At 72.6% G+C, this 17,832-nt stretch carries 17 protein-coding genes; 10 read left to right on the top strand and 7 right to left on the bottom strand.

What is annotated here, in order from left to right; translation table 11 throughout:
- Positions 1 to 84: 84 nt before the first annotated feature.
- Entirely contained in the window at positions 85 to 894 is an 810-nt protein-coding gene (locus KME80_RS23705; RefSeq protein ID WP_219508316.1) for an alpha/beta fold hydrolase, read from the top strand.
- On the opposite strand, the gene KME80_RS23700 is transcribed toward KME80_RS23705, so the two are convergent.
- The 4 genes from KME80_RS23700 to KME80_RS23685 all read right to left on the bottom strand — a co-directional run bounded on the left by KME80_RS23700 (position 895) and on the right by KME80_RS23685 (position 6,156).
- Positions 895 to 2,154: an SAM-dependent methyltransferase gene (locus tag KME80_RS23700; protein WP_219508315.1), complete on the bottom strand. Its 1,260-nt coding sequence runs from the start codon at positions 2,152 to 2,154 to the stop codon at positions 895 to 897.
- Between the two features lie 6 nt (positions 2,155 to 2,160).
- A complete protein-coding gene (locus tag KME80_RS23695) occupies positions 2,161 to 3,519 on the bottom strand; it encodes an FAD-binding oxidoreductase (RefSeq protein ID WP_219508314.1) in 1,359 nt (452 codons plus the stop codon).
- 124 nt (positions 3,520 to 3,643) lie between these two features.
- Entirely contained in the window at positions 3,644 to 4,627 is a 984-nt protein-coding gene (locus tag KME80_RS23690) for an NAD(P)-dependent oxidoreductase (protein ID WP_219508313.1), read from the bottom strand.
- Entirely contained in the window at positions 4,624 to 6,156 is a 1,533-nt protein-coding gene (locus KME80_RS23685; protein ID WP_219508312.1) for a serine/threonine-protein kinase, read from the bottom strand. Before KME80_RS23685 ends, KME80_RS23690 begins: the two co-directional genes overlap by 4 nt.
- A 123-nt stretch (positions 6,157 to 6,279) precedes the next feature.
- On the opposite strand from KME80_RS23685, the gene KME80_RS23680 reads away from it, so the two are divergent.
- Positions 6,280 to 7,401 carry a CaiB/BaiF CoA transferase family protein gene (locus KME80_RS23680; RefSeq protein WP_219508311.1) on the top strand — a complete coding sequence of 374 codons (1,122 nt, stop codon included), beginning with the start codon at positions 6,280 to 6,282 and terminating at the stop codon, positions 7,399 to 7,401.
- A 6-nt stretch (positions 7,402 to 7,407) separates the two neighbouring features.
- Here the strand turns inward: KME80_RS23680 and KME80_RS23675 are convergent, their stop codons facing one another.
- On the bottom strand, positions 7,408 to 8,634 hold the full coding sequence (locus KME80_RS23675) for an FAD-dependent monooxygenase (protein ID WP_219508310.1): 1,227 nt from the start codon (positions 8,632 to 8,634) through the stop codon (positions 7,408 to 7,410).
- 91 nt (positions 8,635 to 8,725) lie between these two features.
- On the opposite strand from KME80_RS23675, the gene KME80_RS23670 reads away from it, so the two are divergent.
- Positions 8,726 to 9,253, top strand: coding sequence for a TetR/AcrR family transcriptional regulator (locus KME80_RS23670; RefSeq protein WP_219508309.1), 528 nt, complete (start codon positions 8,726 to 8,728; stop codon positions 9,251 to 9,253).
- Here the strand turns inward: KME80_RS23670 and KME80_RS23665 are convergent.
- Positions 9,250 to 9,702 carry a GyrI-like domain-containing protein gene (locus tag KME80_RS23665; RefSeq protein WP_219508308.1) on the bottom strand — a complete coding sequence of 151 codons (453 nt, stop codon included), beginning with the start codon at positions 9,700 to 9,702 and terminating at the stop codon, positions 9,250 to 9,252. The two genes, KME80_RS23670 and KME80_RS23665, sit on opposite strands and share 4 nt — an antisense overlap.
- A 99-nt stretch (positions 9,703 to 9,801) precedes the next feature.
- Between KME80_RS23665 and KME80_RS23660 the strand changes: the two genes are divergently transcribed.
- A complete protein-coding gene (locus KME80_RS23660) occupies positions 9,802 to 11,241 on the top strand; it encodes a GuaB1 family IMP dehydrogenase-related protein (protein WP_219508307.1) in 1,440 nt (479 codons plus the stop codon).
- Positions 11,242 to 11,243: 2 nt separating this feature from the next.
- On the opposite strand, the gene KME80_RS23655 is transcribed toward KME80_RS23660, so the two are convergent.
- On the bottom strand, positions 11,244 to 11,936 hold the full coding sequence (locus tag KME80_RS23655) for an SDR family NAD(P)-dependent oxidoreductase (protein WP_219508306.1): 693 nt from the start codon (positions 11,934 to 11,936) through the stop codon (positions 11,244 to 11,246).
- Positions 11,937 to 12,003: 67 nt separating this feature from the next.
- Between KME80_RS23655 and KME80_RS23650 the strand changes: the two genes are divergently transcribed.
- The 6 genes from KME80_RS23650 to KME80_RS23625 all read left to right on the top strand — a co-directional run bounded on the left by KME80_RS23650 (position 12,004) and on the right by KME80_RS23625 (position 17,701).
- Positions 12,004 to 12,378: an FKBP-type peptidyl-prolyl cis-trans isomerase gene (locus tag KME80_RS23650; protein ID WP_219508305.1), complete on the top strand. Its 375-nt coding sequence runs from the start codon at positions 12,004 to 12,006 to the stop codon at positions 12,376 to 12,378.
- A 162-nt stretch (positions 12,379 to 12,540) separates the two neighbouring features.
- Positions 12,541 to 14,067, top strand: a complete 1,527-nt coding sequence (locus KME80_RS23645) for an ATP-dependent DNA ligase (protein ID WP_219508304.1) — start codon at positions 12,541 to 12,543, stop codon at positions 14,065 to 14,067.
- 268 nt (positions 14,068 to 14,335) lie between these two features.
- The gene (locus KME80_RS51975; protein ID WP_219508303.1) at positions 14,336 to 14,935 is read left to right on the top strand and encodes a septal ring lytic transglycosylase RlpA family protein; all 600 of its coding nucleotides are present in this window, start codon (positions 14,336 to 14,338) and stop codon (positions 14,933 to 14,935) included.
- Positions 14,936 to 14,980: 45 nt separating this feature from the next.
- Positions 14,981 to 15,544 (top strand): helix-turn-helix domain-containing protein, encoded by a 564-nt coding sequence (locus KME80_RS23635; RefSeq protein WP_219508302.1) that lies wholly within the window; start codon positions 14,981 to 14,983, stop codon positions 15,542 to 15,544.
- Entirely contained in the window at positions 15,541 to 16,758 is a 1,218-nt protein-coding gene (locus tag KME80_RS23630; protein WP_219508301.1) for an aminopeptidase, read from the top strand. The genes KME80_RS23635 and KME80_RS23630 overlap by 4 nt, the downstream gene beginning before the upstream one ends.
- 106 nt (positions 16,759 to 16,864) lie before the next feature.
- Positions 16,865 to 17,701: an NAD(P)H-binding protein gene (locus KME80_RS23625; RefSeq protein WP_219508300.1), complete on the top strand. Its 837-nt coding sequence runs from the start codon at positions 16,865 to 16,867 to the stop codon at positions 17,699 to 17,701.
- Positions 17,702 to 17,832 lie beyond the last annotated feature (131 nt).

Raw genomic sequence — 17,832 nt, 5'->3', positions numbered from 1 at the left:
CTACAGTTGTTGGCATCACGGAGAAACGTCCCGGCTCCCACGGACGATCAGAACGGGAAACAGGTCAATCACGGGGAGACGACGATGGACAGCGGCAGGCTCGCGGTGCCCGGGGCGGAGCTGTACTACGAGGTGCGGGGAGCCGGACCGGTCCTGCTGCTGATCAACGGAGGCGACGGCGACGCCGGCCTGTACGCGCCGCTCGCCCAGCAGCTCGCCGACCTCTACACGGTGATCACCTACGACCCTCGCGGCAACTCCCGCAGCCGCCTGACCGGGCCGGCGGGCGAGCAGCGGCTGCCCGAGCACGCCCGCGACGCCCACCTGCTCGTGCGCGCCCTCACCGCCGAGCCCGCCTACGTTTTCGGCACCAGCTACGGCGGCATGGTCGGCATGCACCTGATCGCCCAGCGGCCCGAGCAGGTGCGGGCACTGGTGGCGCACGAGCCGCTGCTGACCGAACTGCTACCCGACGCCGCGCGCTGGCGGGCGCTCTTCGCGGAGGTGCGCGACACCCTCGACCGCGACGGCGCCGGGCCCGCGGTGCGGCGGCTGTCGGAGGCGCTGGGCGTGCCGGCCCCGCCCGACCCGGACCCGGCGCAGCCCGCGCCGGTCGCCGAGATGCTCGCCCGGGTGGCGGCCAACCTGGAGTTCTGCCTGCGCTACGAGCTGTGCTCGTTCACCGGCTACCTGCCGGACGAGGAGGCCCTGCGCCAGGGCCCGTTCACGCTGGGGAGCGGCGCCGAGACGCATCACACGCCCGGCCGCCGCACCGCCGAGATCCTGGCCGAGCGGCTCGGCATCGACATCGCCGAGTTTCCCGGCGGGCACGTGGGCTTCCTCACGCACCCGGCCGAGTTCGCCAAGACGCTGCACGAAGTGCTGGACCGCTGATCAGGGCCAGTCGCGGGCCGGGCGCAGCGGCATGCCGGAGCGGCCGTCCTCGTCCAGCTTGACGCCCAGCACCTGGTGGAGCTGCACCTTGTTGCGCTCGAAGCCGACGATGCAGCCGGCCATGTACAGCGCCCACACGCGGGCGGTGCCCATGCCGACCTCCTCGACCGCGTCGGCCCAGTTGGCGTCGAGGTTGTCGCACCAGACGCGCAGGGTCTTGGCGTAGTGCTCGCGCAGGTTCTCCTCGTGGCGGATCTCGAAGCCGAGGTCCTCCATGTGGCGGATCAGCGTGCCCACCGACTCCAGCTCCCCGTCAGGGAAGACGTAGCGGTTGATGAAGCCGCCCTTGTTGAACGTCTTCTCGGTCCCCGTCGGCCGCGTGATGCAGTGGTTGAGCATCCGGCCGCCCGGCTTGAGCTTGCCGTTGAGGAACGTGAAGTAGGAGCGCAGGTTGGCCGCGCCGATGTGCTCCGTCAGGCCGATCGAGCTCACCGCGTCGAATCCCGACTCGGTGACGTCGCGGTAGTCCATGTAGCGGACCTCCGCCAGGTCCTGCAACCCGGCGTCGGCGATCGCCTTCTGGGCCCACTCGGCCTGCTGCTTGCTCAGCGTCACGCCGAGCGCCTTGACCCCGTAGTGCTCGGCCGCGTGCATGACCATGCCGCCCCAGCCGCACCCGACGTCGAGCAGCCGCATCCCGGGCTTGAGCCCGAGCTTCCTGGCCACCAGGTCGAACTTGGCGAACTGCGCCTCCTCCAGCGTGGAGTCCTCCTCGGGGAAGGCCGCGCACGTGTAGGCCATGCTCGGGCCGAGCACCCACCGGTAGAAGCGGTTGGACACGTCGTAGTGGTGGTGGATCGCCTCGGCGTCACGCTGCTTGGCGTGCCGCGAGCCGAGCCGGGCCAGCGTGCTCTGCCGCATCTCCTGCGGAGGCGGCGGCACCCGCATGAGCAGCGGCTTGACGCCCAGCGACCGCACCGCGGCGAGCTTCTCCGCGGTCGTCAGGTCGTTGGTCGTGATGTTCCACATGCGGTCGAGCAGGGTGTAGAGGTCGCCGTGCACGTCGATGTGACCGGAGACATACGCCCTGGCCAGACCCAGCTCACCCGGAGCCTGGGCCAGATAGGCGACCGCGATCGGGGACTTGACCTCTATCGCGATGTCGGCGCCGTCAGGCCCCGCCTTGGTGCCGTCATACGCCATGAACGCGATGTTGGCGTCCGAGCCTACGATTTTCTCGAAGATGGACGCGAGAGCCATCTGCCATCACCTTCCCCGTACACACTTGTCGTACAGGTCGAGCAGGCGACCGCCCGGGTCGTATTCCCGCTTGACCGGCCAGTAACCGTCACCGTTGTACAGCTCCCAGAACTGATCACGGGCGTAGAAGGACGTCGAGTAGAGCGACTTGTGCCCGTCGAGCTCGTGCACCGCGTTCTCGATCAACCGGTTGTAGTAGCCGTCGAACTGTCCCCGGGGCAGCGGGACCATGCCCCAGAAGCCGAAGTTCACGTAGAGCTTGCCCGGCTCCAGCGGATAGAGGGGCCAGCGTGAACCGGCGCGCAGCGGGCACATCCACACCGGCGTCATGCCGACCTTGTCGTGGAAGAACTCCAGGAACGCCGCGCCGCGCTCGACCGGGACCTCCACGTCCTGGATGACCGGCTCGTGCACCGGCTGCCCGCGCCACCGGTCGATCCTGGCCGTCACCCCGTACTGGCGGTCGAGGGCGACGAGCTTGCGGTAGACGTCGGAGCGCATCCACCGGCGCGGCATCAGCGAGCGCACCACGGGCTGCTGCACGCCGAACGCGCGCGAGCACCAGAACCAGTCGGTGTCCCAGCGCCACAGGTAGTCGCGCACGGTCAGCCAGTCGCGGTTGCGCTTGCGGATCGACTGGTAGTAGATCCGCATGCCGGTGTAGTCGGAGACGTACGGGGCGCGGTCGGCGAAGCGGCCGACCGTGATGTACAGCTCCTGCGGGTCGAAGAAGACGCCGTCGACGAAGTCGACCCGTTCGCCGTCGTGGACCATGCTCTCGCTGATCTCCTGCATGGCGAGCATGCACTTGGCGGCGTCGGTGAACCTGATGTGGGTCAGGTGCACGTACGGCTCGACCTTGCGGAGCTTGATCCGGATGCGCAGCGCGTAGCCCAGCGTGCCGTAGGAGTTGGGGAACGCGCGGAACAGGTCGCGGTGCTCGTTGTCGTCACGCGCGACGATCACCCGGCCGTCGCCGGTGAGGATCTCCAGCTCCTCGACCGACTCGTGCGGCAGGCCGTCGCGGAAACTGGTGGACTCGATGCCGAGCCCGGTCACGGCGCCGCCGAGCGTGATGGTCTTCAGCTGCGGCACCACGTACGGCATCAGGCCGTGCGGGAGCGTGGCGTCGACCAGGTGCTCGTAGGTGGTCATGCCCTGGACCTCGGCGGTCATCGTCTCAGGGTCGACGCTGATGACCTCGTCGAGGTCGCGTGCCGACAGCTTGGCCGTCTTGCCCGCGTCGCGGAACCTGAACAGGTTGGACGTGGCCTTGGCCAGGCGCGGCGCGGCGTCGCCCGGAATCTCGGCATAGGACCGCCGGATGTCCTCTACTGCCCGCCGGTGTGTGGACATCGTCGTCATCACGCAAGCACCCCCCTTGAGCCCGGCAGAGATCGTCGACAAGACCGTATCTCTCCGGCACATCCCCGGAACAGACCGGGGTCGTTAAACGCACGAAAACTCTTCATCGTGTCAGCTCGAAACCCTACAAGACAGGCGAATCCGCGAATTTCCTCCGGATGATCGGAGAAACGCCGTTCACCACGTGGGCCACCGGCCGCCCGTCGAGCGCCGCGGCGAGGTTGTCCAGGGTGGCCGTGAGCAGCCTTCCGGTGGCCTCGGAGGTGACCCCGGCGACGTGCGGCGACAGCAGCACGCCCGGCAGCTCGCGCAGCGGGTCGCCCGCGGGCAGCGGCTCGGTGTCGAAGACGTCGAGCGCCGCGCCGCCGAGCCGGCCCTCGCGCAGCGCGGCGACGAGCCCTTCCTGGTCGACCACCCCGCCCCTGGCCGCGTTGACCAGCAGCGCGCCCGGCCGCAGCCGCCGGGGGTCGACCAGGCCGCGCGTCTCCTCCGACAGCGCGATCGCCACGACCACCACGTCGCTGGAGCCGAGCAGCGCGTCCAGGTCGCGGTAGCCGGGCTCGTCGCGGGGCGTGCGCGTCCAGTAGGACACCTCGCAGCCGAGCGCCCGGAACAGCCCGGCGCAGGCCACGCCGATCGGGCCGTAGCCGACGACGCCGACCTCGCGCCCGCGCAGCTCGGCCGGGCGCAGCGCCTGCTGCGGCCACTCGCCGGCGCGGACGGCGGCGTCGGCCTCGGCCAGCTTGCGCGACAGCGCGAGCGCGGCGGCCAGGCACCACTCGGCCACGGCGGTCGCGCTGACGCCCGCCGTGTTGGCCACCGGCACGCCGGCCGCCGCCAGCGCGGCGAGGTCGTGGCCGTCCACGCCCACGGACGGCTGCTGCAGGAACGCCAGCCGGGGCGCCGCCGCCACCGCCCGCGCGTCGAGCGTCAGCTCGCCCGTCCAGTCGCCGAGCACGATCTCCGCGCCGGCGAGCGCGGTCAGCAGCGCGTCACGGTCGCGGGCGGCGGGCGCGCGCACCGACACCCGCTCGCCCAGCGGGGCGAGCATCTTGCGCAGGAGTTCCTCGGGCAGGGGCGGGAGTGCCAGCAGGTTCCACGGCGTCATGCGCCTACGGTAAAGCTCCCGATCACCTGGCGCATCAGGCGGGTGTTGCGCCGCCACTGGGTCTCGTCGAACGTCCACGACAGGATGTAGGCGGTGTCGCCCACGGCCAGCGCGCGGCGCACCTCCCTGTAGCGGGTGCCCGGCGCCGCCCACGGCGCGCCCTCCCCCGCGGTCCAGGTGAACTCCCACTCCACGGCCTTGGTCCCGTGGTGCATGACGGTCCGGCGGCCCAGGTTCCGTACCTCGGCGCCGTTCTGCCGGAAGACCTCCTCGGCGTCGCGCAGGAGCTGGTGCGGGTCGAGCTTGGCGTAGACGGCCTCGACGCCTAGGTGGCCGGCCCGGTCGCGGCGGGTCCACTCGGTGAACGACTCGTTGAGCGCGCCCCGCCAGCCGATGGGCCGCCTGATCGTCCAGCCGTCGCGCGAGACGTAGGCGCGCACCGGCGGCCGCGTCCGGGTGGGCGTGGGCGTCGGGGTGGCGGTGACGGTGGGCGTGGGCGCCTGCGTGGTGGCCGGCGGGCTCGGCATCGGGCTCGTCGCGGCCGCGTGCGCCACCTGCTTGCGCGCGACCTCGGGCGGCGCGGAGGCGCGCAGGTAGGTGATCGTGCCCGCCGCCACGACCACGACCGCCGCCGTGACGGCCGCGATGAGCGTACGGCCGGACCGGCCCGGCTTCTTGTCCGGGACGTGCTGGTCGGCGTGGGCGGGCCGGGTCGCGCCGATGGCGGCCAGCAGTTCGTCGGCCTGCTCGGCGGTCAGCCGCTCCTCCGGCTCCTTGCGCAGCAGCCCCTTGAGCACGGGGTGCATGGCGGGCGGGATCCTGCGGTAGTCCGGCTCCTCGTTGAGCAGCGCGTTGAGCGTGGCCATGGGCTCGCCCCGCTCGAACGGCGAGCGGCCGAGCATCGTGGCGTACAGGGTGGCGCCCAGCGACCACAGGTCGGAGGCGGGGCCGGCCTCGGCGGCGCGGACCCGTTCCGGGGCCAGGAAGCTGGGCGAGCCGGTCACCATGCCGGTGCTGGTCAGCGAGGAGTCGCCCTCGGCGGTGGCGATGCCGAAGTCGGTGAGCACCGCCCGGCCCTCGCCGGTCAGCAGGATGTTGGCGGGCTTGACGTCGCGGTGCAGGACGCCCAGCTCGTGCGCGGCGCGCAGCGCGGACAGCACCTGCCGTCCCACGTCGGCGGCCTCGCGCACGGGCAGCGCGCCGGAGGCGGCCACGACCTGCTCGACCGAGGGGGCGGGCACCAGCTCCATGATGATCCAGGGCCGGCCGTCCTCCTCCACCACGTCGTAGATCGCCACGACGGACGGATGGTTGAGCTTGGCCGCCGTGCGCGCCTCCCGCGCGGTGCGCACCAGCATGCGGTCCCGCTCGGCCTTGGGCAGGCCGTCGGGCAGCACGACCTCCTTGATCGCGCAGGGCCGGTTGAGCAGCGTGTCCCGGCCTTCCCAGACCACGCCCATGCCCCCGCGGCCGAGCTCGCGCAGTAACCGGTAGCGCTTGGCGATCAGCTCGCTGCTCTCCGAATCCATGTCCTACCCCTGTAGACCACCCGAATAGTGGGCAAGTTTCCCATACCTCACACGTCTCTGATGGCCTGTCCGGCGAGCGTCTTGCCACGACTCACCGAATGTTGTTCTACTAGGGGGATGCCGATGACCGAGGGACGCCAGGGCCCGCTGGCCGGAGTCCGGGTGCTGGAGCTGGCCGGGCTCGCGCCGGGGCCGTTCGCCGGGATGATGCTCGCCGACCACGGCGCCGAGGTGCTGCGCGTCGACCGGGTCGGCGCGGTCTCCGACCGGCCCAGGACCGACGTGATGGACCGCGGCAAGCGCACGATCGGGCTCGACCTCAAGTCGCCCGACGGCGTGGCCGCGTTCAAGGACCTGGCCCGCGCCGCCGACGTGGTCATCGAGGTGTTCCGGCCCGGCGTGGCCGAACGGCTCGGCATCGGCCCGGACGACCTCCACGCGGTCAACGAGCGCCTGATCTACGGCCGGATGACCGGCTGGGGCCAGGACGGCCCGCTGGCGCCCACCGCCGGGCACGACATCGACTACATCGCGATCTCCGGCGTGCTGTCCATGCTGGGCCGCGAGGGCGACAAGCCCACCCCGCCGATCAACATCCTGGGCGACTTCGCCGGCGGCGGCCTCATGCTCGCCTACGGCGTGCTGCTGGCCCTGTTCGAACGCGAGCGCACCGGCCAGGGCAAGGTCATCGACGCCGCCATGGTCGACGGCGCCGCGATCCTGTTCGCGATGTTCTACCAGGGCGTGCGCGGCGGCTTCTGGGGGCCGCGCGGCACCAACCTGCTCGACACCGGCGCCCCCATGTACGACACGTACGAGACCGCCGACGGCCAGTACATGGCGGTGGGGGCGCTGGAGCCGCAGTTCTGGGACACGATGGTGCGGCTGATGGGCCTGACCGGCCTGCCCGACCGCGACGACCGGGCCCAGTGGCCTGCCCTGCGCGAGCGGCTGGCCGCCGAGTTCCGGACCCGGACCAGGGCCGAGTGGGAGGCCGTGTTCGACGGCTCCGACGCCTGCGTCTCGCCGGTGCTGTCGATGGCCGAGGCGCCCGATCACCCGCACAACGTGGCCAGGGGCGCCTTCGTCGAGTCCGGCGGTCTCAGCCAGCCCGCGCCCGCGCCGCGCCTGGTGGGCGCGCCCGCCCCCGACCTGTCGCCCGCGACCCGGCTCGCCGACCTGTCCGCGTGGGGGATCAACGCCGAGGCCGCGGCCAAGCTGCGCGCCCAGGGCGTGCTGGCCTGACCGCGCTCAGGGACGCGCCGCCGTACGGACCTCGTGGGCGGTGTAGTCCTTGAGCGCGATCTCGTCGTGCAGCCTGACCCCCCGGGCGCCCAGCTTCGACACCGCCCGGGTCACCCCGGCGGGCATCAGGCCGATCAGCCCGGCGGCGGCGCGCAGCGCCCACAGGCCCCCCGGGCTGCCCGGCACCAGCTTCCTGGCCGCCGACACGGCGAACGAGCGGCTGCGGCGCACGTACTCGCCGATCTCGGCCTCGTAGGCCGGGAAGGCCCGCGCGGGGTCCCCGCCGGCCGCGGCGAGCTCGCCCGCCAGCACGTACGCGCCCACCACGGCCAGGCTGGTGCTGCCGCCGACGGCCGGGCCCGGACAGTAGCCGGCGTCGCCGACCAGCGTGACGCGCCCGCGCGACCACGAGTCCAGACGGAGCTGGGTGATCGAGTCGAAGTAGAACGCCGGGGTGGTGTCGAGCTCCGCCAGCAGCCGGGGCACGTGCCAGCCGAAATCGGCGAAGTGCTCGCGCAGCAGGTCCTTCTGCCGCTCCACGTCGCGGTAGTGGTAGTCGATCGGCTCGGCGGGGCGGAACATGAACAGCGCCCGCGCGTCGGGCAGGCGGGCCGCGCCGTACAGCGCCGCCATCCTGCCGACGCCGCTCAGCCCCTCCACCGTGGCGTCCAGGCCGAGGAAGTTGGGGACGGAGACGACGGCCAGGTAGGCGCCGATCCAGGTGGAGAAGTCCGATTCGGGGCCGAAGACCAGGCGGCGCACGTTGGAGTGCAGCCCGTCGGCGCCCACCACCAGGTCGAACCTCCGGGCCTGGCCGCGCTCGAACGTCACCTCGCCGTCGCCGGAGATCGCGGTGATGGAGTCGCCGAAGACGTACTCGGCGTCGTCCCGGGTGGCGTCGAAGAAGATCTCGCTCAGGTCGTCGCGCATGATCTCGGCGTGCCGGTCGGAGACCCCGGCCATCATCCTGCGCAGCTCGACCACCACCGGGCGCTCGTGGCCCTCGGTGTACATGGTCAGCCGCTCCGTGCCGGTCTTCATCTCCTGGATCCGGTCCAGGACGCCCATCCGCTCGGCGATGTCCAGGGCGGGCCTGAACAGGTCGACCGCGTGGCCGCCCGTCTTGCGCAGCGCGGGGGCGCGCTCGACGACCGTGACCTCGAATCCGTATCGGGTGAGCCAGTAGGCCAGTGCGGGTCCGGCGACGCTGGCGCCGGAGATGAGTACGCGCATGGCAGCACCTCCTTACTTAACGGATGGTAAGTGGGTGCGCGGCGAAGGCGCAAGGGCTTACTTAACGGGAGGTAAGGATTACGCTTGGAGCATGGCCAGGCCCAGCGACACCAAGACCCGCATCCAGGCAGTGGCGCGCGAGCTGTTCGCGCTCCAGGGCATCCAGCAGACGAGCCTGCGCCAGATCTCCGACCGGCTCGGCATCACCAAGCCGGCCCTCTACTACCACTTCGCCTCACGCGATGACCTGGTCCGCAGCATCATCGAGCCGATGATCGACGACATCGACCGGTTCGTCACGGGCCGGGAGCGGGGCGACCCCAGGCGGCTGCTGGAGGACTACTTCGACCTCGTCTGGCGGCACCGCGAGGTCATCTCCATGATGCTGCGCGACCTCAACACGCTCTCCTACCTCGACATGGGCGAGCGCTTCATGGCCTGGCGGCGACGGCTGGTCTTCCTGCTGCTGGGCGACGAGCTCACCGTGGCCCAGCAGGTCCGCGCCACCGTCGGGCTCGGCGGGATGTCCGACTGCGCCGTGGAGTACGCCCACCTGGCCCTCGACGAGGTCAAGCCCGTCGCCGTCGAGGCCGCCGCCGCCGCGCTCGGGCTGCCCTAGACGGCCACGTAGAGGTCGGCGCCGCCGGGGTGGTGCACCTCCAGGTCCGTGCCGAACGAACGGGCCGGCGTGCCGCCCGACTCGGTGTGCTTCCACACCCGCTGCCACGCCTCCACGATCGCCTGCGGCATCGGGCCGCGCGCCTCCACCAGCAGCGACTGCGCCGCCGGCACCCGCACCGCCACCATGCCCTCCGGCAGCCTCGGCACCGTGCGGACGCCGATGCCGACGATCTGCGTGTAGGCGCCGTGGTGGTCGCTCTCGTAGTCGGTCAGCACCGCGTACAGGTTCTCGTCCACCCGGCCCGGCACGTGCGCGAACGCGCCCGGCGCCCCCGCCCGCTGCCACAGCGCGGGCAGCTTGGCCCGCGCGGGATCCATCTCGTCGGCGTTCGTGGTCCGCACCGCGAACCCCACGACGAGCATCTCGTCCCGATTGGTGACGTCCACACGCCCCTCCATCCCCCAGAAGTGTCCGGGCCGATCATAAGCCCACCACAAAGGGGGAATTCCCTAGGTAGGACCCGTTACCTCATAAGATGGATGAACGTGAAATTTCTCAACGGCATGGAGCCGCAGTACGACCTGACCTACAGCGACGTCTTCATGGTGCCGTCGCGTTCCTCGGTCAACTCCCGTCTCGCGGTCGACCTGTCGACGCACGACGGAACCGGCACCACGATCCCGGTCGTCGTGGCCAACATGACCGCGGTCGCCGGCCGCCGCATGGCCGAGACCATCGCCCGCCGCGGCGGCATCGCCGTGATCCCGCAGGACATCCCCTTCGACGTGGTCGCCGACGTCGTCGACTGGGTCAAGAAGCGCGACCTCGTGCACGACACCCCCCTCACCCTCACCGCCCACGACACCGTCGGCGAGGCGCTGCAGCTGCTGCCCAAGCGGGCGCACAACGCGGTCATCGTCGTCGACTGGGAGAACCGGCCCGTCGGCGTCGTCACCGACGCCGACTGCCAGGGCGTGGACATGTACACGCAGCTCTCCCAGGTGATGTCCAGCGAGCTGCTCACGCTGCCCGCCGGGCTCGACCCGCGCACCGCCTTCGACCGGCTGCACGAGGGACGCCACCGGCTGGCCCCCATCGTCGACGCCGAGGGCCGCCTCGTCGGCATCCTCACCCGCACCGGCGCGCTGCGCGCCACCCTCTACCAGCCCGCCGTGGACAGCCAGGGCAGGCTGCGGATCGCCGCCGCCGTCGGCGTCAACGGCGACGTCGCCGCCAAGGCCAAGGAGCTCCTCGACGCCGGGGTCGACTGCCTGGTCGTCGACACCGCCCACGGGCACCAGGAGAAGATGATCGCCGCGCTGCGGGCCGTGCGCGCGCTCGAACCCGGCGTGCCCGTCGCGGCCGGCAACGTGGTGACCGCCTCCGGGGTCCGCGACCTGGTCGACGCGGGCGCCGACATCGTCAAGGTCGGCGTCGGGCCGGGCGCCATGTGCACCACGCGCATGATGACCGGCGTCGGCCGGCCGCAGTTCTCCGCCGTCCTGGAGTGCTCGGCCGAGGCGCGCCGGCTCGGCCGGCACGTGTGGGCCGACGGCGGCGTCCGCCACCCCCGCGACGTGGCGCTCGCCCTGGCCGCCGGGGCCGCGAACGTCATGATCGGCTCCTGGTTCGCCGGGACGTACGAGTCGCCGGGCGACGCCCGCACCGACGCCGACGGCCGCCGCTACAAGGAGAACTTCGGCATGGCCTCCGCCCGCGCCGTCCGGCTGCGCACCGCCGAGGACAGCGCGTTCGACCGCGCCAGGAAGGCGCTGTTCGAGGAGGGCATCTCCACCTCCCGCATGTACCTCGACCCGCGCCGGCCCAGCGTGGAGGACCAGATCGACGCCATCGTGGCCGGGCTGCGCTCCTCGTGCACGTACGCCGGGGCGGGCACCCTGGAGGAGTTCCACGAGCAGGCCGTCGTCGGCATCCAGAGCTCCTCCGGCTACGCGGAGGGGATGCCGCTGCACCAGAGCTGGTGACGTCAGCCTCTGACGCGCAGGGTGACGCCGGAGACCCCGGCCGACAGCGGGCCCGCCAGGAAGATCGCCGGGCCCGCCGGGTCGGCCTCCGGCGTCTCCAGGACGAGCGCGTTCACGCGGACGCCGCGCGGGCGCAGCTCCGCCGCCAGCGACCCGGTCAGGCTCTCCACCAGGGCGCGCACCGGGCCGTCGCCTGACACGACGTTCACGATCGACGCGCCCGCGCCCATCAGCGGCAGCAGGCGCCGCACCATGCCGGTGACGCGGGTGAACCCCTCGTCGACCAGCCGGCGCCCGTCCCGCTCCGGCAGCTCCGCGAGCGGGACGGGCCTCGCCTCGGGCCCGGCGTTGACCAGCACGTCCACCCGGCCCCACCGCTCCTCCACGGCCCGCGCGAACACCCCGGCCGCCACCGGATCCCGTACGTCCACCGTCATCGCCGGCCCGCCCGCCGGCTCGGGCCTCACCCCGCCGTACGAGCCGCCGCGCCGGGAGCCGTCCGGCGGCGCGGGACGGCCGGCGTCCGGCGGGGTGGGGCGGGGGTCGTGCCAGGGGGTGGCGCGGTCGCAGGTCGCCACGTGGGCGCCGAGGGCGCGCAGGGTCTCGGCGATCGCCCGCCCGCTCCCGGAGGCGGCCCCGGTGACCACGGCGACGCGCCCGGACAGCATGATCGCATCGGGTGAAAGGGCGGGCATGGACGATGACGATATCCCGACGGCATAGAGTCGTCAGGTTCATTCACATCGTCAACAGGAGCACTTCGTGGCACTCGAGAAGCCGGAGATCGACTTCCCGGCGGGCAACCCGCCTGCCGACCTGGAGATCGAGGACATCACCGTGGGGGACGGCCCCGAGGCCAAGCCTGGTCAGAACGTCAGCGTCCACTACGTGGGCGTCGCCTTCTCCACCGGCGAGGAGTTCGACGCGTCGTGGAACCGCGGCCAGGCGTTCGAGTTCCCGCTCGGCGCGGGCCGCGTCATCGCGGGCTGGGACCAGGGCGTGGCGGGCATGAAGGTCGGCGGCCGGCGCAAGCTCGTCATCCCGCCGCACCTCGGCTACGGCGCCGCCGGCGCGGGCGCGCGGATCAAGGGCGGGGAGACCCTCATCTTCGTGGTCGACCTGCTCGGCGTTCGCTGACAGCACGCGGCACCGGCGCAGGGGCGGCCCCCGTCCGCTCCTGCGCCGCGGCAGCTCGCCGCCCGTTCGCCGCGGCACGTCCGGCGGTCGCCGCAGGACATTCGGCGGTTTCGTGGGTGCCCGGCAGCGGAATTTGTCGGCTGGGTGAGGCACGATAGCGGTGTGCTTCTGATCGACGTGGTGCGAGTGTCGGAGGCCGTGACGCGCACGTCCGCGCGGCTCGGCAAGATCGGCCATCTGGCCGAGCTGCTCGGCCGGGTCGGCCCCGGCGAGGCGGAGATCGCCATCGCCTATCTGTCGGGCGAGCTGCCGCAGCGCCAGATCGGCGTGGGCTGGCGCACGCTCCAGGAGCTGCCCGGCCCCAAGCTGGCCGCCACCGCGACCCTCACCACCGTCGACGCCCTGCTCACGAGGATCAAGGCCGTCTCCGGCCAGGGCTCCCAGGCGGCCCGCAAGGCGCTGGTCGCCGAGCTGTTCGCGGGGCTGACGAGCCAGGAGCAGGCGTTCATGCTCAAGCTGCTCGGCGGCGAGCTGCGGCAGGGCGCGCTCGACGGCGTCATGATCGAGGCGGTCGCCAAGGCGTCCGGCGCGCCGTCGGCCGACGTCCGCCGGGCCCTGACGCTGCGCGGCTGGCTGCCCGCGGTCGGCGCGGCGGCGCTGGCGGGCGGCGTGGACAGGCTGCGCGCGTTCCGCCTGGAGGTGGGCCGGCCCGTCTCCCCGATGCTCGCGGGCAGCGCGCCCAACGTGGCCGCCGCCCTGGAGAAGGCCCGCACCCCGGCCGCGCTGGAGTGGAAGCTCGACGGCATCCGCGTGCAGGCGCACCGTTCGGGGGCCGAGGTCCGCGTGTTCACCCGCACCCTCGACGACATCACCGCGCAGGTGCCGGAGCTGGCCGAGGCGGTGCTGGCGCTGCCCGCCGACGACCTGGTGCTCGACGGCGAGGTGATCGCGTTGCGCTCCGACGGCCGGCCGCATCCGTTCCAGGTGACGGCCGCGCGCACCAGCAGCCGGACCAACGTGGCCGAGCTGCGCGAGAAGACGCCGCTGCACGTGTTCTTCTTCGACGCGCTGCGGGTGGACGGCGCCGACCTGCTCGACCTGCCCTATTCCGGGCGGCAGGAGATCCTGGCCCGCACCGTGCCGCCCGGCCTGCTCACGCCCCGCCTGGTCACCTCCGACGCGGGCGAGGCGGAGAAGTTCTTCACCGACGTGGTCAAGGCCGGGCACGAGGGCCTGGTGGTCAAGTCCCTGGCCTCCCCCTACGCCGCCGGCCGCCGGGGCGCGGGCTGGATCAAGGTCAAGCCCCGCCACACGCTCGACCTGGTGGTCCTGGCCGCCGAATGGGGTCACGGCCGCCGCGAGGGCAAGCTGTCCAACCTGCACCTGGGCGCCCGCGATCCGGAGACGGGCGGCTTCGTCATGCTCGGCAAGACGTTCAAGGGCCTGACCGACGAGCTGCTCGCCTGGCAGACCGAGCGCTTCCTGGAGCTGGCCGACGGTCCCGTCGACGGGTGGACGGTCACGCTGCGGCCGGAGCTGGTGGTGGAGATCGCCTTCGACGGCGTGCAGCGGTCGCCGCGCTATCCGGGCGGCATGGCGCTGCGGTTCGCCCGCGTGCTGCGTTACCGGCTCGACAAGCGGGCCGCCGACGCCGACACGGTGGAGACCGTCCGTTCCTTGATGATTTGATCCACTTTGGGCGATTTATCCCCATTTGAGTGACTTACGTCACATAACCAGGCATTAGGTTGCCTTTGCCTGTTGTTTGTCGCGTATGTTCGTGCACGTCGCGGGGCATCCCCCTCCCCGCCCGTGGATCGGCCGACGTGCGCCCCCATCTGCCCCGGTTCTGGCCTTTCCGTGCCCCTTCCCCTACCGAGGACCGTGGTTCACCTTGGGCCAGCACAACCTCCCCCAACCCCCTTCCAGCCGTACGTCCCCCGCCAGGCGCCGCTGGGTGGCCGTCGCGGCAGGGGCTGCCGTCATCGCCGTCGCCTCCACCACCGCCTGGGCCGCCGTCTCCCACGACGACTCGCACAAGCAGCCCACCGCCCTCTCCCCCGCCGACGCCCCCACCGGCCCCGCTACCGGCCCCGCCGCCGGCACCCCTTCTGGCACCCCGGCTCCGGCCGACGACGCCCCGGCTCTCGGCGCGGCCCCCGCCCCCACCACCACCTCCCCCTCCCCTTCGGCCTCCGCCTCCGCCTCCGCCAAACCCACCAGATCGGCGACGGCGGCGCGGAAGGCCGCTGCCAGGAAGCCCCGCGTGATCTCCTCGGGCTCCTGCGGCGCGTCGTTCTACCACGAGCCGCAGATGACGGCCAGCGGCGAGCGCTTCGACCCGTCGGCCATGACGGCCGCCCACAAGACCCTGAAGCTCGGCAGCAAGGTCCGCGTCACGAACCCGTCCACCGGCAAGTCGGTCACGGTGCGCATCAACGACCGCGGCCCGTACATCGGCGGGCGCTGCCTGGACCTGTCCCGGGCCGCCTTCGCCCGGATCGGCAACACGAACGCCGGCCACATGCGCGTCACGTACGAGGTCCTGGCCCGCTGACGCGAGATATTCCCAAGACTCGTTGGGAAATGCCATAATCCCAACATGTCTTGGGAAACGGACCAGGGTCTCGTCCCGTTGCGGGCCCTGGCCAACCCGCTCCGGATCCGCATCGTGTCCCTGCTGACCGGCGCCTCGCTGTCGGCCGCCGAGGTCGCGGACGAGCTCGGCATCGCGCACGCCTCGGCCAGCTACCACCTGCGCCAGCTCGCCGACGCCGGGTTCCTGGAACGGGTGGACGAGCAGCAGCCCCGCGAGGGCAAGGGGCGCCCGCCCCGCCGCTACCGCTACGACCCCTCCAGCGCCGCCCGGCTCGACCGCGCCGACGGCCGCCGCCTGCTGCACGAGGCGCTGAGCGCCGACCTGTCGCGGCGGCTGGCCGAGGCCACCGAGCAGCGCCTGTCGATGGACGCCGAGGTGTGGCTCGACCGGGAGGTCTGGGAAGAGGTCGTGGGCCTGATCGACCAGGCCGTCGCCCTGGTCCACGGCAAGGCGGGCCCGCCCCGGTCCGGCGACCGGGTCAAGGTCAGCATGACCGCGCTGCTCCTCGAACTCCCGGGCACCCGCCCCGCCGCCGACGGCGGCCGTCCCCCCAGGAGCACGCCATGACCGTTCCCGCCGCCGAGCTGTCCCGTTACGCCGACGTGGTGCTCGACGTCGCCGCGCCGATCACGGCCGGCGACCTGGTGCTGATCAACGCCGAGATCGAGCACGCCCCGCTGGCCCGCGCCCTCACCGAGGCCGCCTACGCCCGGGGCGCCCGCTATGTCGACATCTGGTACTTCGACCCGTACGCCAAGCTCTCCCGCGTCCGTCACGCCGGCGACGGGACGCTGGGCGAGGTCCCGGCCTGGCTCGACGCCCGCAACGAGGAGCTGGCCCGGCAGTGCGGCGTCCTGCTCAACCTGCGCGGCGCCGCCGCCCCCGACCTGCTCGCCGGGCAGGACCAGGTCCGCGCCGGCCTGGACCGCATGCCGCACCTGATCTCCAGGCAGCGGCTGCAACTGGAGAACCTGGTCCGCTGGGTCATCGTGCCCTGCCCGACCGCCGAGTGGGCCCGCGCGATCTTCGGCGAGCCGGACGTGACCCGGCTGTGGGAGTGCCTGCGCCCCATCCTGCGCCTCGACCACCCGGACCCCGTCGCCGCCTGGAAGCAGCGGATCGCCGAACTGCTCGACCGGGCCGCCACGCTCACCTCCCTGCGCCTGGACGCCGTGCGCTTCCAGGGCCCCGGCACCGACCTGACCGTCGGCCTGCTGCCCGGCGCGCACTGGACCGCCGCCCAGCTGGAATCGGTCCAGGGCCACGCGTTCCAGGCGAACCTGCCCACCGAGGAGGTGTTCACCACGCCCGACCACCGGCGCGTGGAAGGCACCGTCCGCTCGACCCGCCCGCTCTCGCTCGACGGCAGCGTCATCCGCGACCTGGAGCTGACCTTCGCCGGCGGCGTCGTGACCGAGGTGCGCGCCACCTCCGGCGCCGACGTCGTACGCACCCACCAGGCCACCGACCCGGGCGCCGCCAGGCTCGGCGAACTGGCGCTCGTCGACGGCTCCTCGCCGGTGGGGCAGTCCGGCGTCACGTACCTGGAGACGCTGCTGGAGGAGAACGCCACCTGCCACCTGGCCTGGGGCGCTGGGCTGCCGCCCGGCGTGCCCGCCCACCTGCGCGACCTCGCCCCCGCCGAACGCGCGGCAGCCGGGATCAACGTCTCCGCCGTGCACGTCGACTTCATGGTCGGCGGCCCCGACGTCACCGTCACCGGCATCACCCACGACGGCGTCACCGTCGAGCTGCTGCGCGACGACGCCTGGCAGATCTGACCGCTCCGCCATAGCCACCGGCTATGGGAGCAGGTATTGGATCTCCGAGCCGGTCCCGTACCAGGATGTCCCCCGTGTCACGCAGTTCCCGGCAAGAGGAGACGTCATGATCCTGGTAACCGGCGCCACAGGCAACGTCGGCGGCGAGGTGGTGCGCGCGCTCGCCGCCGAAGGCGCCCCCGTACGCGCGGTCACCCGCTCCCACCGGGCCCCCGAGCCCGGCGTCGAATGGGTCACCGGCGACCTCTCCAAGCCGGAGTCCCTGCGCCCCGCGCTCGACGGCGCCCGCGCGCTCTTCCTGCTGCCCGGCTACCCCGGCGCGCCCGCCCTCCTGGCCGCCGCACGCCAGGCCGGCGTCCAGCGCGTGGTGCTGCTGTCAGGCGGCTCCGCCGCCCTCGGCGACCCGGCCAACGCCATCACCCGCTACATGGCCGAGTCCGAACGCGTCGTACGGGAGTCCGGGCTGGCCTGGACCTTCCTGCGGCCCGGCGCGTTCATGTCCAACGCCTTCCAGTGGCTGCCGCAGCTCGCCGCGGGCGACGTCGTACGGGTCCCGTTCGCGGGCGTCCGCCAGGCGGTCGTCGACCCGGCCGACATCGCCGCCGTGGCGGTGCGCGCCTTGCTGGACGACGGCCACGCCGGGCGCGTCTACCAGCCGACCGGGCCCGAACCGCTGCTGCCCGCCGACCGGGTCCGCATCCTCGGCACCGTACTCGGCCGCGACCTCACCACCCACGCCCTGCCCGACGACGAGGCCCGCGCCGAGATGCTGCGCACCACGCCGGAGGAGTACGTGGACGCCTTCTTCGACTTCTACGTCACCGGCACCCTGGACGAATCGATCGTCCACCCCGACGTCGAAACGGTAACCGGCCGCCCACCCCGCACCTTCCACCAGTGGGCCCAATCCCACGCCACGGCCTTCCTCCCCACCTCCCCCTGACCTCTCACCGTCCTTCCCGCCCTGCTGGCCCTTGCCCCCGCTGTCCCTCGCCTCCCCGTCCCTTACCCTCCCGGCCGTCCCCTGCCTCCCCGTCCCCTTGCCTTCCCGCCCCCTTGCCTTCCCGCTGTCCC

The sequence above is a fragment of the Nonomuraea ceibae genome (assembly GCF_019396325.1).
Lineage (GTDB): Bacteria > Actinomycetota > Actinomycetes > Streptosporangiales > Streptosporangiaceae > Nonomuraea > Nonomuraea ceibae.
This window is presented reverse-complemented; position numbering and strand designations above follow the sequence as displayed.